At 68.4% G+C, this 15,366-nt stretch carries 16 protein-coding genes; 10 read left to right on the top strand and 6 right to left on the bottom strand.

The window, feature by feature from the left end:
* Positions 1-168 precede the first annotated feature (168 nt).
* The 3 genes from pdhA to OG300_RS38290 are packed head-to-tail and all read left to right on the top strand — an operon-like array spanning position 169 to position 3,650.
* Entirely contained in the window at positions 169-1,248 is a 1,080-nt protein-coding gene (gene pdhA, locus OG300_RS38300; protein WP_405489684.1) for a pyruvate dehydrogenase (acetyl-transferring) E1 component subunit alpha, read from the top strand.
* Positions 1,245-2,228, top strand: coding sequence for an alpha-ketoacid dehydrogenase subunit beta (locus OG300_RS38295; protein ID WP_405489682.1), 984 nt, complete (start codon positions 1,245-1,247; stop codon positions 2,226-2,228). The genes pdhA and OG300_RS38295 overlap by 4 nt, the downstream gene beginning before the upstream one ends.
* A 45-nt stretch (positions 2,229-2,273) precedes the next feature.
* Complete coding sequence (locus OG300_RS38290) at positions 2,274-3,650, top strand: dihydrolipoamide acetyltransferase family protein (RefSeq protein ID WP_405489680.1); 1,377 nt, start codon at positions 2,274-2,276, stop codon at positions 3,648-3,650.
* Here the strand turns inward: OG300_RS38290 and OG300_RS38285 are convergent.
* Positions 3,647-4,090, bottom strand: coding sequence for an acyl-CoA thioesterase (locus OG300_RS38285; RefSeq protein ID WP_405489678.1), 444 nt, complete (start codon positions 4,088-4,090; stop codon positions 3,647-3,649). The genes OG300_RS38290 and OG300_RS38285 overlap by 4 nt on opposite strands.
* Positions 4,091-4,164: 74 nt before the next feature.
* Entirely contained in the window at positions 4,165-5,121 is a 957-nt protein-coding gene (locus OG300_RS38280; protein WP_405489676.1) for a cupin domain-containing protein, read from the bottom strand.
* Positions 5,122-5,195: 74 nt separating this feature from the next.
* On the opposite strand from OG300_RS38280, the gene OG300_RS38275 reads away from it, so the two are divergent.
* Together OG300_RS38275 and OG300_RS38270 are read left to right on the top strand one after the other, a co-directional pair.
* Positions 5,196-6,053 (top strand): NAD(P)H-binding protein, encoded by an 858-nt coding sequence (locus tag OG300_RS38275; RefSeq protein ID WP_405489674.1) that lies wholly within the window; start codon positions 5,196-5,198, stop codon positions 6,051-6,053.
* 140 nt (positions 6,054-6,193) lie between these two features.
* Positions 6,194-7,402 (top strand): MFS transporter, encoded by a 1,209-nt coding sequence (locus OG300_RS38270; RefSeq protein WP_405489672.1) that lies wholly within the window; start codon positions 6,194-6,196, stop codon positions 7,400-7,402.
* Between the two features lie 3 nt (positions 7,403-7,405).
* Here OG300_RS38270 and OG300_RS38265 read toward each other — a convergent pair whose 3' ends face one another.
* Entirely contained in the window at positions 7,406-7,942 is a 537-nt protein-coding gene (locus tag OG300_RS38265) for a MarR family winged helix-turn-helix transcriptional regulator (RefSeq protein WP_405489670.1), read from the bottom strand.
* A gap of 60 nt (positions 7,943-8,002) precedes the next feature.
* On the opposite strand from OG300_RS38265, the gene OG300_RS38260 reads away from it, so the two are divergent.
* Entirely contained in the window at positions 8,003-9,436 is a 1,434-nt protein-coding gene (locus OG300_RS38260) for an MFS transporter (RefSeq protein ID WP_405489668.1), read from the top strand.
* A gap of 78 nt (positions 9,437-9,514) precedes the next feature.
* On the opposite strand, the gene OG300_RS38255 is transcribed toward OG300_RS38260, so the two are convergent.
* The 3 genes from OG300_RS38255 to OG300_RS38245 are packed head-to-tail and all read right to left on the bottom strand — an operon-like array spanning position 9,515 to position 11,437.
* On the bottom strand, positions 9,515-10,153 hold the full coding sequence (locus OG300_RS38255) for a Type 1 glutamine amidotransferase-like domain-containing protein (RefSeq protein WP_405489666.1): 639 nt from the start codon (positions 10,151-10,153) through the stop codon (positions 9,515-9,517).
* Between the two features lie 4 nt (positions 10,154-10,157).
* On the bottom strand, positions 10,158-10,976 hold the full coding sequence (locus OG300_RS38250; protein WP_405489664.1) for a maleylpyruvate isomerase family mycothiol-dependent enzyme: 819 nt from the start codon (positions 10,974-10,976) through the stop codon (positions 10,158-10,160).
* 17 nt (positions 10,977-10,993) lie between these two features.
* On the bottom strand, positions 10,994-11,437 hold the full coding sequence (locus OG300_RS38245) for an HIT family protein (RefSeq protein ID WP_405489662.1): 444 nt from the start codon (positions 11,435-11,437) through the stop codon (positions 10,994-10,996).
* A gap of 327 nt (positions 11,438-11,764) precedes the next feature.
* On the opposite strand from OG300_RS38245, the gene OG300_RS38240 reads away from it, so the two are divergent.
* The 4 genes from OG300_RS38240 (at position 11,765) to OG300_RS38225 (ending at position 15,317) form a co-directional block, all read left to right on the top strand.
* Positions 11,765-12,895 carry a Re/Si-specific NAD(P)(+) transhydrogenase subunit alpha gene (locus tag OG300_RS38240; RefSeq protein ID WP_405489660.1) on the top strand — a complete coding sequence of 377 codons (1,131 nt, stop codon included), beginning with the start codon at positions 11,765-11,767 and terminating at the stop codon, positions 12,893-12,895.
* Positions 12,895-13,212, top strand: coding sequence for an NAD(P) transhydrogenase subunit alpha (locus OG300_RS38235; protein ID WP_405489659.1), 318 nt, complete (start codon positions 12,895-12,897; stop codon positions 13,210-13,212). The genes OG300_RS38240 and OG300_RS38235 overlap by 1 nt, the downstream gene beginning before the upstream one ends.
* Before the next feature lie 3 nt (positions 13,213-13,215).
* Positions 13,216-14,637 (top strand): NAD(P)(+) transhydrogenase (Re/Si-specific) subunit beta, encoded by a 1,422-nt coding sequence (locus OG300_RS38230; protein WP_405489657.1) that lies wholly within the window; start codon positions 13,216-13,218, stop codon positions 14,635-14,637.
* 104 nt (positions 14,638-14,741) lie between these two features.
* Entirely contained in the window at positions 14,742-15,317 is a 576-nt protein-coding gene (locus OG300_RS38225) for a TetR/AcrR family transcriptional regulator (RefSeq protein WP_405489655.1), read from the top strand.
* Positions 15,318-15,366: the final 49 nt, after the last annotated feature.

The raw sequence follows: 15,366 nt of genomic DNA, 5'->3' as shown, positions 1-15,366 counted from the left end.
ATGACACCCGGACACGCCGCGCGACCGAGCATTCTGCACAGTTTGATCGCATTTGCTTGCGCAGATCGCGTAACAGAGGATGCTGTGTGTTACAGGACACACATCGGTTTGCTCGCCGGACACAATCCAGCGACGAGGCGATGTACCCGGTGCGAGGAGGCGATATCCATGCCCGAGAAGAACACCTATCCGGTGCAACTCGTACAGCCCGACGGCCACCGCGTGCACGATCGAGCGCATGCCCCACTGGTCGCCGACATCGACGGTGATCGCCTGCGCGCCATGTACTCCGACATGGTCGTGGCCCGGCGCATCGACACCGAGGCCACCGCCCTGCAACGGCAGGGCCAGCTCGGATTGTGGCCGCCGCTGCTCGGCCAGGAGGCCGCGCAGATCGGTTCCGCCCACGCCCTGCACCCCGACGACTACGTCTTCTGCAGCTATCGCGAGGCCGGGGTCGCCTACTGCCGCGGGGTGCCGCCCGAGCAGATGACCCGGCTGTGGCGCGGCGTCGCGCATTCCTGCTGGGATGCCGACGAGTACAAGATGACCAATCCGGCGATCGTGGTCGGCGCGCAGGGTCTGCACGCCACCGGATACGCCTACGCCGCTCACCTCGAGGGCGCGGAGATCGCCACCATCGCCTACTTCGGCGACGGCGCGACCAGTCAGGGCGATATCGCCGAGGCACTGGGTTTCGCGGCGAGCTGGAGCGCGCCGGTCGTGTTCTTCTGCCAGAACAATCACTGGGCGATCAGCGCGCCGGTGCGGGTGCAGAGCGCCACACCCATCGCGCGCCGCGCGGTCGGCTACGGCATTCCCGGTATCCAGGTGGACGGCAACGACGCGCTCGCCGTGCTCGCGGTGACCCGGCAGGCCCTCGCGCACGCGCGGGCGGGCGGCGGACCCAGTTTCATCGAGGCCATCACCTATCGGATGGGCCCGCACACCACCGCCGACGACCCCACCCGGTACCGCACGGCCGCCGAGCTGGAACTGTGGCGGCGACGCGATCCGATCGATCGGCTGCGCCGGCTGCTGACCCGGGAAGACCTGTGGGACAGCGCCTTCGAGACCGACGTCGACGCGCGGGCCGCGGATGTGGCGACCCGGCTGCGCAATGCCACCCTCGCCCTGCCGGATCCGGATCCGATGGAGCTTTTCGACCACGTCTACGCGACACCGCATCGGCTGATCGAGGAGGAACGCCGCGAGTACGCGGCCTATCTGGAAGGAGTCCGGCCGTGAAAACCACCTTCGCGGGAGCGATCAACCTCGGACTGCGCCGAGCCCTGGAGGACGACCAGCGGGTCGTGCTGATGGGTGAGGACATCGGCCGCCTGGGCGGCGTCTTCCGGGTCACCGACACGCTGCAAAAGGACTTCGGGAACAATCGGGTCATCGACACGCCGCTGGCCGAATCCGGAATCATCGGAACGGCTTTCGGAATGGCATTGCGCGGACTACGCCCGGTTTGCGAAATTCAGTTCGACGGATTCGTGTATCCGGCCTTCGATCAGATCGTCTCGCAGGTCGCGAAAATTCACGCGCGCACGCGCGGAAAAGTGGTCGCGCCCATCACCATTCGCATTCCGTTCGGCGGCGGGATCGGTGCGGTCGAGCACCATTCCGAATCTCCCGAAGCGTATTTCACCCACACTGCGGGACTGCGCGTGGTATCGCCGAGCACGCCCGCCGACGCGTATCTGATGATCCGCCAGGCCATCGCGCTCGACGATCCGGTGATCTTCTTCGAACCCAAGCGCCGCTACTGGGACAAGGCCGAGGTGGACTTCGACGCCCTCGACCGCGACGGTGGATACGCCCTCGACCAGGCTCGGGTGTGCGTCAGCGGTACCGACGCCACCGTGGTCGCCTACGGCGGCACCGTCGCGACCGCGCTGTCGGCCGCCGATATCGCGGCGTCGGAAGGACATTCGCTGGAGGTGATCGACCTGCGCAGTCTGGCGCCGATCGATTTCGACACCATCGAAACCTCGGTGCGGAAAACCGGACGGCTCATCGTGGTGCACGAGGCGCCCGTATTCGGCGGACTGGGAGCGGAAATCGCGGCGCGGATCACCGAACGCTGCTTCTACCATCTCCAATCGCCGATATTGCGCGTCGGCGGCCACGACATCCCCTATCCCCCCGCTAAACTCGAGCGGCACCACCTGCCCGACCCCGACCGCATTCTCGCCGCGGTCGACCGCACGCTCGCCGCTTAACGGTTACGCCTCGGAGGAAGCCCGGTGGAAGATCAGCATCAGGTCATGGAATTTCGTCTGCCCGATCTCGGAGAGGGATTGGCCGATGCGGAATTGGTGTCGTGGACGGTATCCGTCGGCGACACCGTCGAATTGAATCAGGAGATCGCCGAGGTCGAGACCGCGAAGGCACAGGTGGCGCTGCCGTGCCCGTACGCGGGCACGGTGCTCGAACTGCTGGCGCAACCCGGCGACACCGTGCCGGTGGGCGCGGCGCTGATCCGGATCGGCGTCGCCGCCGACGCGGCCGCCGCGCAGCCGGTCGACGCGGCCGTCGAGGCTCCGGCCGAACGGCAGGCGGTGCTGGTCGGCTACGGCCCCGAGGGCGAGCCGGTCTCGCGGCGCGCCCGCGCCGCCACAACCGCAGCGCCACAGGCCGATTCCCGCCCGCGGGTGATGGGTTCGGACGGACCGGAGGGGCTCGGCAATTCCGCGCCCGCCGGACGCGCCGCCGCCACTCCGGCCGCACGCCGACTGGCCCGCGAGATCGGCGTCGATCTGGCGGCCGTCGCGGGCTCCGGCCCGCTGGGCGCGGTGACCGTCGAGGATCTGCACGGCATGCGCCGGGAATCGCTCGGCAGCACGGTGATTCCGATCCACACCGCCAAGCCGGCGACCCCGCACGCGACGCCCGCCGTGCCGCCCATGCGGGCCGGAGGCAGCGCCCGCCCGGTGCCCGCCGAGCGCGAAACCCGTACGCCCATAGCGGGTGTCCGCAAGCGGACGGCGGCGGCCATGGTGGCCAGCGCCCAGCACATCCCGCAGGCCAGCACGTTCGTCACCACCGATTTCACGGCGTCGATGGAACTGCTCGAACATCTGCGCGCCACACCGGGTTTCGCCGGTCTGAGCCTCACCCCGCTGGCGTTGGTCGCGCGGGCGACACTGGCGGCGCTGGTGGACTTCCCCGAGATCAACTCGGCCTGGGACGAGGACGACCAGCAGATCGTCACCAAGCACTACGTGAATCTCGGCATCGCGGTGGCCGCCGAACGCGGGCTGCTGGTGCCGAGTCTCAAAGAGGCGCACGGGCTCTCGCTGCGCGACCTGTGCGCCGAGATCACCCGGATGGCCGGGCTGGCACGCTCGGGCACCGCCACCCCCGCCGACCTCACCGGCGGTACCTTCACCATCACCAATGTGGGTGTCTTCGGCGTGGACAGTGGTGTGCCACTGGTGAATCCGGGCGAGGCCGCCATCCTGTGCCTGGGATCCATCCGCAAGCGGCCGTGGGTGCACCGCGACGAACTGGCCGTGCGGTGGGTGACCACGCTCGGGCTCAGCTTCGACCATCGGCTGGTCGACGGGGAGCAGGGGTCGCGATTCCTGGCGAGCGTGGCCGCGCTGCTGGAGGATCCGCTCACCCTGCTCGGACGGGTCTAACCCTCTGAGGTAGCCCGCATCACCAGCGGTTCGGCGGCGGCCCGGATGACATCCGGGATCGGCACCGGCTTGCGGTTGGTGTCGTCCACGTACACGTGCACGAAGGTGCCGGTGGCGGCCAGTTCCAGGCTGTCACCGGTATCGCGGAAGATTGCCAGCTCGTAGTTGATGCTCGAATTGCCCAGCCGGGCGATGCGAATGCCGACCCGCAGCAGGTCGGGGAAGCTGATCGAGCCCAGGAAGGTGCAGGAGGTCTGCGCGACCACGCCGATCGCGGGTAGGTCGCGGATATCGGTCCCGGTCGCGTGCATCAGCCACGCGTTGACCGCGGTGTCGAAGTACGAGTAGTACGTCACGTTGTTGACGTGACCGTAGTGGTCGTTGTCCGCCCACCGGGTCGGCACTGGCCAGAGCACCGGGTAATCCTGATCCTGCGTCACTCCGCGACCATAGCCGAGCCCGCTCGCGCGCCGGGCCGAGCCATCGAGAACTCCGATCGCCACGCGGGTCCGGTTCACGCGCTGCGCTGGTCCGGGGTGGAGCGATGATCGCGGGGGCTCATCCCGTAGTGGCGTTTGAACGCGGTGCTGAGGGCGAACGCGCTGCCGTAACCGACCCGCCGCGCAATGGATTCCAGGGTGGCGTCGGATTCGTGCAGCAGGTCCGCGGCCAGCGCCAGCCGCCAGTCGGTGAGGAAGGCCATCGGCGGCTCCCCCACCAGCTCGGTGAAGCGGCGGGCCAGCGCGGCCCGCGACACCCCCACCTCGGTGGCCAGCGCCGCCACCGTCCAGCCGTGCGCCGGATTGTGCTGCATGAGCCGTAGGGCCTTGCCGACCAGCGGATCCCCGTAGGCGTGATACCAGGCGGGGGCGTCCGCGCGGGAGAACCAGGCGCGCAGGGTCGCGATCAGCAGCAGGTCCAATAGTCGATCCAGCATGACGCTTTGCGCGGGCAGATCCTTGGCGGACTCGTCGACCAGCAGATCGAGTATCCGGGCGTCGATCTCGCCGCGACCCAGCACCGCGATCGGCGGCAGCGCGCGCAGCAGGCGTCGGCTGGCGGCCGACTCGTGCTCGTAGGTGCCGGTCACCAGCACGGTCTCGGCGTCGGCGCTGCTGCCCCAGTTGCGGATGCCCAGGCTCAGTGTCTCGCACAGGATTTCACCGTCGGGCGTGGTGGTGATCTGGCCGGGCAGGATGATCGCCTGCGGCTCGGTGTCCGGCTTGTCGGCGATGGTGTAGTGATCGGGACCGCGGAACAGCGCGATATCGCCCGCCCGCAACTGCCGCGGCGGAGTCGGCTTGCCGCCCTTGGGGTCCGGCATCACCCAGCCGCCGCCCCGCGCCACGGCCACCAGCGTCAGCGGGGCCTCATCGGTAATTCGCAGGGACCAAGGGGGGTCGAACGACGAGCGCATCACGAAAGCGGCTCTCGCGCGTGGTCCTTCGAGCAGGCTGGCCAACGCATCCATACCCAAGACGATGGCAAATGCCAGAGCGCTTCTCAACCATGTTCGCGCTCGGATCCACGGGGTGTACTCGATACATGAGCAACGCACACACCGCGAACAGCGCAAACACCATTCTCGTCACCGGCGCGACCGGAAAGACCGGCCGCCGGGTGGCCGCCCTGCTGAGCGAGCGGGGAGTGCCCGTGCGGGCCGGTTCCCGCACCGCCGCAATCCCGTTCGACTGGACCGACCGCGATACCTGGGCGGGCGCACTGGACGGCATCGACTCGGTCTACCTCGCCTACCAACCGGATGTGGCGGTGCCCGCCGCGCCCGCCGACATCGCCGCCTTCACCGCCGCGGCCGCCGCGGCCGGGGTCCGCACCATCGTGATGCTCTCCGGCCGCGGCGAGCCCGAAGCCCTGGAATGCGAAGCGATCGTGCGGAATTCGGGATTGCGCTGGACCGTGGTGCGCTGCGCCTGGTTCGACCAGAACTTCGACGAGGGCGCGTTCGCCGACTTCATCCACGCCGGCGAGGTGGCGCTGCCGGGCGGTGACGTCCCGGAACCGTTCGTGCACGCCGACGACATCGCCGAGGTGGCGGTCGCGGCCCTGCTCGACGACCGGCACGCCGGGGAGGTCTACGAGCTCACCGGGCCGCGTGCGCTCACCTTCGCCGAGGCCGTCGCCGAGATCGCCGCGGCCACCGGGCGCGACATCCCGTTCATCCCCATCAGCCGCACCGATTTCGTGGCCGCGCTGATCTCCTACGAGGTGCCCGCCGACGTGATCAGCCTGCTGGACTACCTGTTCGGCACGGTCCTCGACGGCCGCAACTCGCTGCCCGCCGACGGGGTGCGCCGGGCGCTGGGACGCGAGCCCCGCGACTTCGCCGAATACGTCCGCGACGTGGCCGTTTCCGGGGCCTGGGCACCCGTTGCGCAGTCCTGACCTGTCGGTGCCGACGACTACAATTGGTATCGAACAGGCTGGAACACAAGGGATTCGGGCCGCGCTCGGAGGCGTCGACGAGGCCGCCGCCGGGCGCGGATCACGGGGAGCTACCGGGTGCACCCGGTAGCGTCGTATCGATGGTCGCTACGACGCCCGCTCCCCGGATCCGGATCGCGCGCCTGGCCCTGTTCGCCGTCTTCGGTCTGAACGGATTCCTGGCCGCCGTCTGGATCGTCCATATTCCGGCCGTGACCCGGCACACCGGCGTCACCCCGACCACCCTGGGCATGCTCATCCTGCTCATGGCGCTGTTCGCCATCGCGGGCATGCAGGCCGCCGGACCGCTCGCCGACCGCTTCGGCAGCCGGGCGCTCACCGCGGCCGCCGCGACCATCCTGTCGCTGGCCCTGCTCGGCCCCGCCTACGCGGACTCCCCCGGCACCCTCGCGCTGGCCCTGACGGCCTTCGGGGTCGGCAACGGCGCCCTCGACGTCTCGATGAACGCCCAGGCCGTCCACGTGGAACGCGCCTACTCGCGACCCATCATGTCGGCCTTCCACGCCTTCTTCTCCTGCGGCGGCTTCCTCGGCTCGATCCTCGGCGCGGCGGCCCAGAACGCGCACTGGAACATCCATCTCACCTTCGGCCTCGCCACCGTGCTCGGGCTGGTCATCGTCGTGACCGCGATACCGCGTCTGCTGCCTCATGTTTCGGCGCATCCGGACTCGGCTTCGGAACCCGAACCCCGGCGGGCGATACCAGTCGAAAAGACGTCCTGGTGGGCGGGAAGCGGACGAAAAGTGGTGCTGCTGGGCGTGATCGCGTTCGCACTGCTGATGGCCGAAGGAGTCGCGGCGGATTGGAGCGCACTACAGGTGCGGGATCGGTTGGCGGTCGAGGCGGGAACGGCGGGACTGGCCTACGCAGGGTTCTCGGCGACCATGACGCTCGCACGTTTCGGAGCCGATCGGATCAGCGGCCGATTCGGGCGGGTGGCCATCGTGCGCTGGGGAACAGTGCTGGCGGCCATGGGATTCGGGGTCGTCGCGCTGTCCGACTGGCTACCGCTGACGCTGGCCGGGTGGGCGCTGTGCGGGGCCGGGCTGTCGGGCTGCGTGCCCCAGGTGTTCACGGCGGCAGGCAATCTCGGGGACGGGGTGTCCGCGACGGACATGTCGCGGGTGTTCGGGCTCGGCTATGTGGGGCTGCTGGCCGGACCGGCGATCATCGGATGGCTCGACAAGATGGTGCCGCTGACCACGGCCATGGTGGTGCCGCTGGTCGCGATGCTGTTGTGCGCGTGGGCCGCTCGCGCCGTCGCACCCGAACCCGCGGTGCCCCGCTAGCGCTCAGGCGGTGCGGGGACGGCGCTCACGCGCGGTCGCGCCGAAGTCGCCGATGATCTCCGCGTGGTCCAGGAAGTTGTCGACCATGCGGTGGTTGAGGACCGCGAGGGCCTTGAGGTCCTCGGGGGTCCAGTCCGCGAGAGCGTCACTCATCCACTCGCGCAGCACTTCCCGGATGGCCTCCACCGCGCGCCGGCCGGAAACGGTGGGGCGCACCAGCTGGGCGCGACGGTCGTCGGGGTCGGAGACGCGTTCGACGTAGCCCGCCTTCTCCAGGCGCTGGATCTGACGGCTCACGTGCGGGGCCTCGACGTCGAGGCGGGAAGCCAACTCGCCCAGGCGCAGTGGCTCCTCGGAGTCGGCGAGCAGGCGCAGCAGCGGGACGCTGGCGCGGTCCATGGTGATGCCGCACTTGAGCATTGCCTGGTCGTGGCGGCGCACCCGGGTCAGCAGGTAGGCGACGCGGGCCAGCGCGCGTTCGAGTTCCATGATGTGGCCCGGGTCGGCTACAGGGGCGTGAGTGGCTTCCGATCGCGGCATGTGGTTATCTTACGAAACCCATTTACTTAATTTTGGTAAGTAAAACAAAAGGATCGTCGAATGACTACGACCGCAGTCGGTCAGGTCGATGGGAAAACCCCCGAAGACCGCGCCCAGGCGCATCTCGGCCTGACCCTGCTGGCGCTGTGCGCCGCCGGTCTGGTCGTGTCACTGCAGCAGACCGTCGTGATTCCGCTGCTCCCCCGCATGATCGTGCAGCTGCACACCGACGTCGCCGGTGTCACCTGGCTGTTCACCGCCGCGCTGCTGTCCGGCGCGGTCGCCACCCCGCTGCTGTCGCGCTTCGGCGACATGTACGGCAAGAAGCCGATGGTGATGGTCGCCATGGGGCTGCTCGTCACCGGTTCGGTGATCTGCGCGCTGGCCGGATCGCTGCCCGTCTACATCGTCGGCCGCGCACTGCAGGGCATCTCCTCGGCGCTGATCCCACTCGCCATCGGCATCATCCGCGACACCTTCCCGCGCGAAAGACTGGTCAGCGCAATCGGAATCGTGTCCGGCACCATGGGCATCGGCGGCACCGTCGGCCTGCTGGTCACCGGCTTGATCGCCGACCACACCCAGAGCCCGCACCCGGTGTTCTGGCTGACCGCCGGGCTCGGCGTGCTGGCCACCGTGCTGATTCAGGTGAGCGCCAAGAACAATGGCGTCCGCCACGGCGGCAAGCCCGACTTCATCGGCGCGGGGCTGCTGGCCGGATTGCTCGTCTGCCTGCTGCTGGCCATCAGCGAGGGACCGCGCTGGGGCTGGGGTTCCGGCTCGACTCTCGCGCTGTTCGCCGCGGCCGCGGCGTTCGCCGCCGTCTGGGTGTTCGCCGAGCTGAAGATCGAACAGCCGCTGGTGCGACTGCAACTGCTGGTCGGCCCGCAGTCGCTGTCGGCGAACCTCGCCTCGTTCCTGCTGGGGTTCTCGATGTTCGGCGCGTTCACGCTGGTGTCGAACTTCATCCAGACCCCCGCCGACAAGGTCGGTTACGGCCTGTCCGGCACCGTGCTCTCGGTCGGCCTCTACGGCATTCCGAGCGCCGCGCTGATGACGTTCTTCTCGTTCAACACCGGACGCATCTCCGCCAAGATCGGGCCCGCGTACACATTGTCGATCGGGTCGGCGTTCGCCGGACTGTCGATGGGGTGGCTGGCCGTCTCGCACGGCAGCGGCACGGACATGATCATCGCGAATGTGCTGCAGGGCACCGGATTCGGCATCGGCTACGCGGCGCTGGGCACCCTCGCGGTGCAGCACGTGGCGATGAGCGAGAGCGGCATCGCCTCGGGCATCAACTCGCTGGTGCGGACCGCGGGCGGTTCCATCGCGGGTGCGGTGACCGGGTCGATTCTGACCGCGCACGTCATCTCCGGCGGTCACGTGCCGACCGAGAGCGCCTACGTGGCGAGCTTCGCCACGTTGGCCGTCGGCGCGTTCGGCGCGGCGGCCGTCGCCCTCTGGCACGGTCTGCGCCACAACGGCAATTGACGAGTCTCGACGCAGGACGGCCCCGCACGCATCAGCGCGCGGGGCCGTTTCTCGTTGAGCGGGTGAGCCGTTCGGACCTCAGGTCAGCACCTCGGTGACGTTGCCGTCGACGACCACCACGTGGTCGTCGGTCAGGGCCCAGTGCGGAACGTCCGCGGCGATGTACTCGCGCACCAGCTTTCGGGACAGACCCTCCGGGTCGGTCGGCGAGTCCAGGTGCGGGACGATGCGGCGGTCGACGAGATCCAGTCCGTCCCAGCGGGGTTCGACGCCGCAGGCGGTGCGGACCTCGGCCGGATCGTCCATGGCCTCGATGCCGTGCAGGTCCGGGGTCATGACGCAGGCCCCCGCGCTGTAACCGGCGTAGACCAGGGCATCCTCGGCCAGCAGCGTCGTCAACGCGAGATCGGCTCCGCTGCGGGCCAACTGGGCGCGCAGCACGAAGGTATTGCCGCCGCGCACCCACACCGCCGGATAGCGACGCAGCACCGGTTCGATCGCGCCGGGGCGGTCGACGTAGTCGCGCAGGTCGATCACGTCGGGGTGGAAACCCAGGCGGCGCAGGGGAAACAGGTCGCTGGTGACCGCGCTCTGCCAGGCCGAGGGCCAGGCATCGCAGGCGTTGGCGATCACCGCGATCCGGCCCGGCTCACCGGTCAGCTCGAGCAGGCGGCGCTGGTGTGCGCCGAAGCGGTAGCTGGACAGGAACAGTCGCACGGAATCAGATGGTGAACGCGAGGCTGCGGACCAGGCGCTCACCGAGTTCGGTGTCGCCGGTGACGGTGTACTCACCGGGGTGCTCGTCGGCCAGGGTGCGGCCGCCGCGCAGGCGGGCGAACAGGCCGGAGTCCACGGTGAGCACGAGTGTGGCCGGGTCGTCGAGGGATTCGACCAGGGCGGCACGGCCGCCCGCGACCACGACGTGCACGGTGTGCGGCAGCTGACCGGTGATGTCGAAGGTGATCCGGGCGCCGTCCGGCGCGCCCGCACCCTTCACCACCGCCTTGCCCAGCGCGGGCAGTAGCTCCTGGTAGGCGAGCCGGCCGCGCGCTCCGCCCTCGTCGATCGACACGCCCAGGCCGTCGGCGATATCGAAAGCGTGCATCCAGCAGTCGAACAGGCGCACGCGCATGAAGCGGCCGTAGGGCTCGAGGCCGACCGGTGTCGGGACGCGTTCGGCCCAGGTCTCGTCGCTGGTCTCCCCCAACGCCTTCAACCGCTTGCCGGTGACCTCCAGGAAGCGTTCCAGCAGTTGTGAACCCGCCAGCGGCCGCAGCGACTCGATCCACTTCTCGTTCAGCGTGCCGATGTCGTTGCGGATGTGCGCGCCGGACACGTCGAGGTCGGGCACGGGCAGCCCGAGCAGGATCGATTCGGTGCCGATGATGTGCGCGAGCACGTCGAAAACGGTCCAGCCCGGGAGCGCCGACGCGGTGCGCCAGGCCTCCTCGTCCAGGCCGTCCACCAGCCGGGCAAGGGCGTCCCACTGGTCGGACAGGGCGGCGGTGATCTCCGCGCGGTCGGGCACCGTGGCGGTCATGCGCTGGCCTCGTTCATTCAGACAGCTTTCTCTTCGTCGGCGAGCCGGTCCAGACCGGATCGGATGGCGGCGGCCGTGCTGTCTCGATCATGCGGGCGGCGCAGCACGAAACCCCGTGCGAATCGCAGGATGTCGCCGCTGTGGCGCGGAATCACGTGCAGGTGCACGTGGTGCACGGTCTGGAAGGCGGCCTTGCCGTCGTTGATCAGGAGGTTGGCGCCGTCGGCGGCGAGGCCGCCGCGGCGCATGGCCTTGGCCAGCCGATGGCCGAACCCGAACAGCACGCCGCCGAGCTCGGGATCGAGATGGTCGAGGTCGCTGGCGTGGCTCTTGGGGATGACGAGGGTGTGCCCGCGGGTGATGGGCCGGATGTCGAGGAACGCGACGAGGGTGTCGTCCTCGAAGATCTTGGTCGCCGGGGCTTCGCCCGCGACGATCGCGCAGAAGATGCAGCCGTTCACATGGCAGAGATTACGGCGTAAAGGTGATGCGCGACACCCCCTGCATCACCCCTATGCCGTCCAACCGAATACATACCTACTCGCCAGTAATAGAGGACACCGTTCGTGGTTGCGACCGGACCCCACCCCGGCCGAGCATGGAGTTGTCGGGTTTTCCCGGCGCACCATGTGATGGGCATCTCCGCTACGCTCACCGCGAAACAGGTACAGTTGCGAGAATTCTCACGAACTTACTTCAGAGTAAGTTCGGCCCACCGTTGGACCGGTCGGCACGGCCCACCCCTGGGGGGACGGGCCGCGGCTCACCACGAGAAGGAAGTTTGACAAGTGGACACAACGCAGAGCGCACAGACGGCTGCGCGCGTCGGCGTGGTCCGGGAGACGAACCCGGACGAACGACGTGTCGCATTGGTACCGAAGATCATTCCCGCCCTGCTGAAGCAGGGTGTCGAGGTGATCGTCGAGTCCGGTGCCGGTCTGGGCGCGCTGATCCCCGACGAGCTGTACACCGAGGCCGGTGCCACCATCGGCGACCCGTACAGCGCCGACGTCGTGGTCAAGGTCGCGCCGCCCAATGACGCCGAGATCGCCAAGCTGCACTCCGGTCAGACCCTCATCGGGTTCCTGGCCCCCCGCAACGCCGACACCAAGATCGGCGCCCTGAAAGAAGCGGGCGTGCAAGCCTTTGCGGTGGAAGCGATTCCGCGCATCTCCCGCGCCCAGGTGATGGACGCGCTGTCCTCCCAGGCCAATGTCGCCGGGTACAAGGCCGTGCTGCTCGCCGCCTCGGAATCCACCCGATTCTTCCCCATGCTGACCACCGCCGCGGGCACCGTGAAACCGGCCACCGTGCTGGTCCTCGGCGTCGGCGTCGCCGGACTGCAGGCCCTCGCCACCGCCAAGCGCCTGGGCGGCCGCACCACCGGCTACGACGTTCGCCCGGAGGTCGCCGACCAGGTGCGCTCCGTCGGCGCGCAGTGGCTCGACCTCGGCATCGACGCCGCGGGCGAAGGCGGTTACGCGCGTGAGCTTTCCGATGAGGAACGCGCACAGCAGCAGACCGCCCTCGAGAACGCCATCAAGGGCTTCGACATCGTCATCACCACCGCGCTGGTGCCCGGACGCCCGGCCCCGCGCCTGGTGACCGCCGCCGCCGTGGAGGGCATGAAGCCCGGCAGCGTGATCATCGACATGGCGGGCGAGACCGGCGGTAACTGCGAGTTGACCGAACCCGGGAAAACCGTTGTGCGCCACGGTGTCACCATCGCCTCGCCGCTCAACCTTCCGGCCACCATGCCGGAGCACGCGTCGGAGCTCTACTCCAAGAACGTCGCCGCCCTGCTCGAACTGATGCTGAAAGACGGTGCGCTGGCACCCGATTTCGACGATCAGGTGCTGGCGGACTCCTGCGTAACCCGTGAGCGCAGCGAACCGAGCTCTCAGAAGGTGGAAGCCTGATGTACACCCATCTACTCGCGAACATCGCGATCCTGGTGCTGTCGGGATTCGTGGGCTTCGCCGTGATCTCCAAGGTGCCCAACACCCTGCACACCCCGCTGATGTCCGGCACCAACGCCATTCACGGCATCGTGGTGCTCGGCGCGCTGGTGGTGTTCGGCAAGATTCAGCATCCCTCGGTGCTCATGCAGATCATCCTGTTCGTCGCCGTCGTGTTCGGAACCCTGAACGTCATCGGTGGTTTCGTGGTGACCGACCGGATGCTGGGCATGTTCAAGGCCAAGAAGCCTGCTGCGGGCGAGAAGGCGGGCAAGTAACCCATGGACAATCTGGTCAACATCCTCTACATCGTCGCCTTTGCGATGTTCATCTACGGTCTGATGGGGCTGACCGGCCCCAAGACCGCGGTGCGCGGCAATCAGATCGCCGCGATCGGCATGGTCATCGCGGTCGTCGCGACCCTGATCTCCATTCGCGCCACCAACAACTGGATCGTGATCGTCGCGGGCCTGGTCGTCGGTATCGCGCTCGGCGTGCCGCCCGCGCGGTTCACCAAGATGACCGCCATGCCGCAGCTGGTCGCCGCGTTCAACGGCGTCGGCGGTGGCACCGTGGCGCTGATCGCCTGGTCGGAATTCCTTGACACCAAGGGCTTCTCGGCCTTCCCGGCCGCCGAGCAGCCGACCGTGCACATCGTGATCGCCTCGCTGTTCGCGGCCATCATCGGCTCGATCTCCTTCTGGGGCTCGATCATCGCCTTCGCCAAGCTGCAGGAACTGCTGTCGGGTCGCCCGATCACCATCGGCCGTCTGCAGCAGCCGCTGAACCTGCTGCTGCTGGCCGGTGCGGTCGCCGCGGCCGTCGTGATCGGCATCGGCGCGATGAGCGACGGCGTGCCGCAGTACTGGATGATCGCGCTGCTGGTGCTCGCGGGCATCCTCGGCCTGATGGTCGTGCTACCCATCGGCGGCGCGGACATGCCCGTCGTCATCTCGCTGCTCAACGCGCTCACCGGCTTGTCCGCCGCCGCAGCCGGTTTGGCGCTGGACAACACCGCCATGATCGTGGCGGGCATGATCGTCGGCGCGTCCGGCACCATCCTCACCAACCTCATGGCCAAGGCCATGAACCGGTCCATCCCCGCCATCGTCGCGGGCGGATTCGGCGGCGGCGGAACAGCTCCCGGCGCGTCCGGCAGCGGCGAGCAGAAGCAGGCCAAGGCCACCTCCGCGGCCGACGCCGCCATCCAGATGGCCTACGCCAACCAGGTCATCGTGGTCCCCGGCTACGGCATGGCCGTCGCCCAGGCCCAGCACGCGGTCAAGGAAATGGCGGCCCTGCTGGAAGCCAAGGGCGTCGAGGTCAAGTACGCCATCCACCCGGTCGCCGGTCGCATGCCCGGGCACATGAACGTGCTGCTGGCCGAGGCCGAGGTGTCGTACGACGCGATGAAGGAAATGGACGACATCAACGGCGAATTCGCCCGCACCGATGTCGCCCTCGTCATCGGCGCCAACGATGTCACCAACCCGGCTGCCCGTGAGGACGCCTCCTCGCCGATCTACGGCATGCCGGTGCTCAACGTCGACCAGGCCAAGTCGGTCATCGTGCTCAAGCGCTCGATGAACTCCGGCTTCGCGGGCATCGACAACCCGCTGTTCTACGCCGACACCACCTCCATGCTGTTCGGCGACGCCAAGAAGTCCGTCGGTGCGGTCACCGAGGAACTCAAGGCGCTGTAAGCGGAAAACGCTTCAGCACAGTCAAAGTGGCCCGCACCCCGGTGCGGGCCACTTTTTCGGCCAAGTTTTTGACCTGAAGGTCCAGAAGGTCTACGGTGGTCCACATGGGCAGGCCGCGCAACTTCGACGAGGACACCGTGGTGGACCTCGCCATGGAGGCGTTCTGGTCGCACGGATACGGCAACACCTCACCCGCACAGCTCGCCGAAGCGACCGGAGTGGGAAAAGGCAGTCTCTACAACACTTTCGGCAGTAAGCGCGAGCTGTTCGAGCGGGCGCTCACCCGATACGACCAGCAGGGCGCGGAGTTCTGCACCAGCACCCTGAACGAGCCGGGCAGCACCCGGGAACGACTGCGCGCCTGGATGCGGTTCACCGTGGACAGCGGTCTGGCACAACCGGTTCCGCGCGGTTGCCTGATGGTGAACACCGCCATGGAGATGAGCGGACACGATCCGGAGGCCAACCGGGCGGTGCAGGTCGCGCAGGAGCACATGATCGAGGCGTTCCGGGTGCGCATCGAGCAGGGGCTGCGCGACGGCGACGTCCGCCCGGACACCGATGCCCGGGCATTCGGTGAGTTCGTGCTGAACACCATTATGGGACTGCGGGTTTCGGCCAAGTTCTCCAGCGCCGAGACCATGTACCGCATCATCGACACCGCCCTGTCCACTCTCTGATCACCGGCCGCTTCCGTGCGGCTTTTCTTTTGCCCTCATTTTTGACCTG

The organism is Nocardia sp. NBC_00511 (genome assembly GCF_045161165.1).
In the GTDB taxonomy this organism is placed as follows: Bacteria; Actinomycetota; Actinomycetes; order Mycobacteriales; family Mycobacteriaceae; genus Nocardia.
The sequence above is the reverse complement of the archived record's forward strand: the minus strand, read 5'-3'. Positions and strand labels throughout refer to the sequence as shown.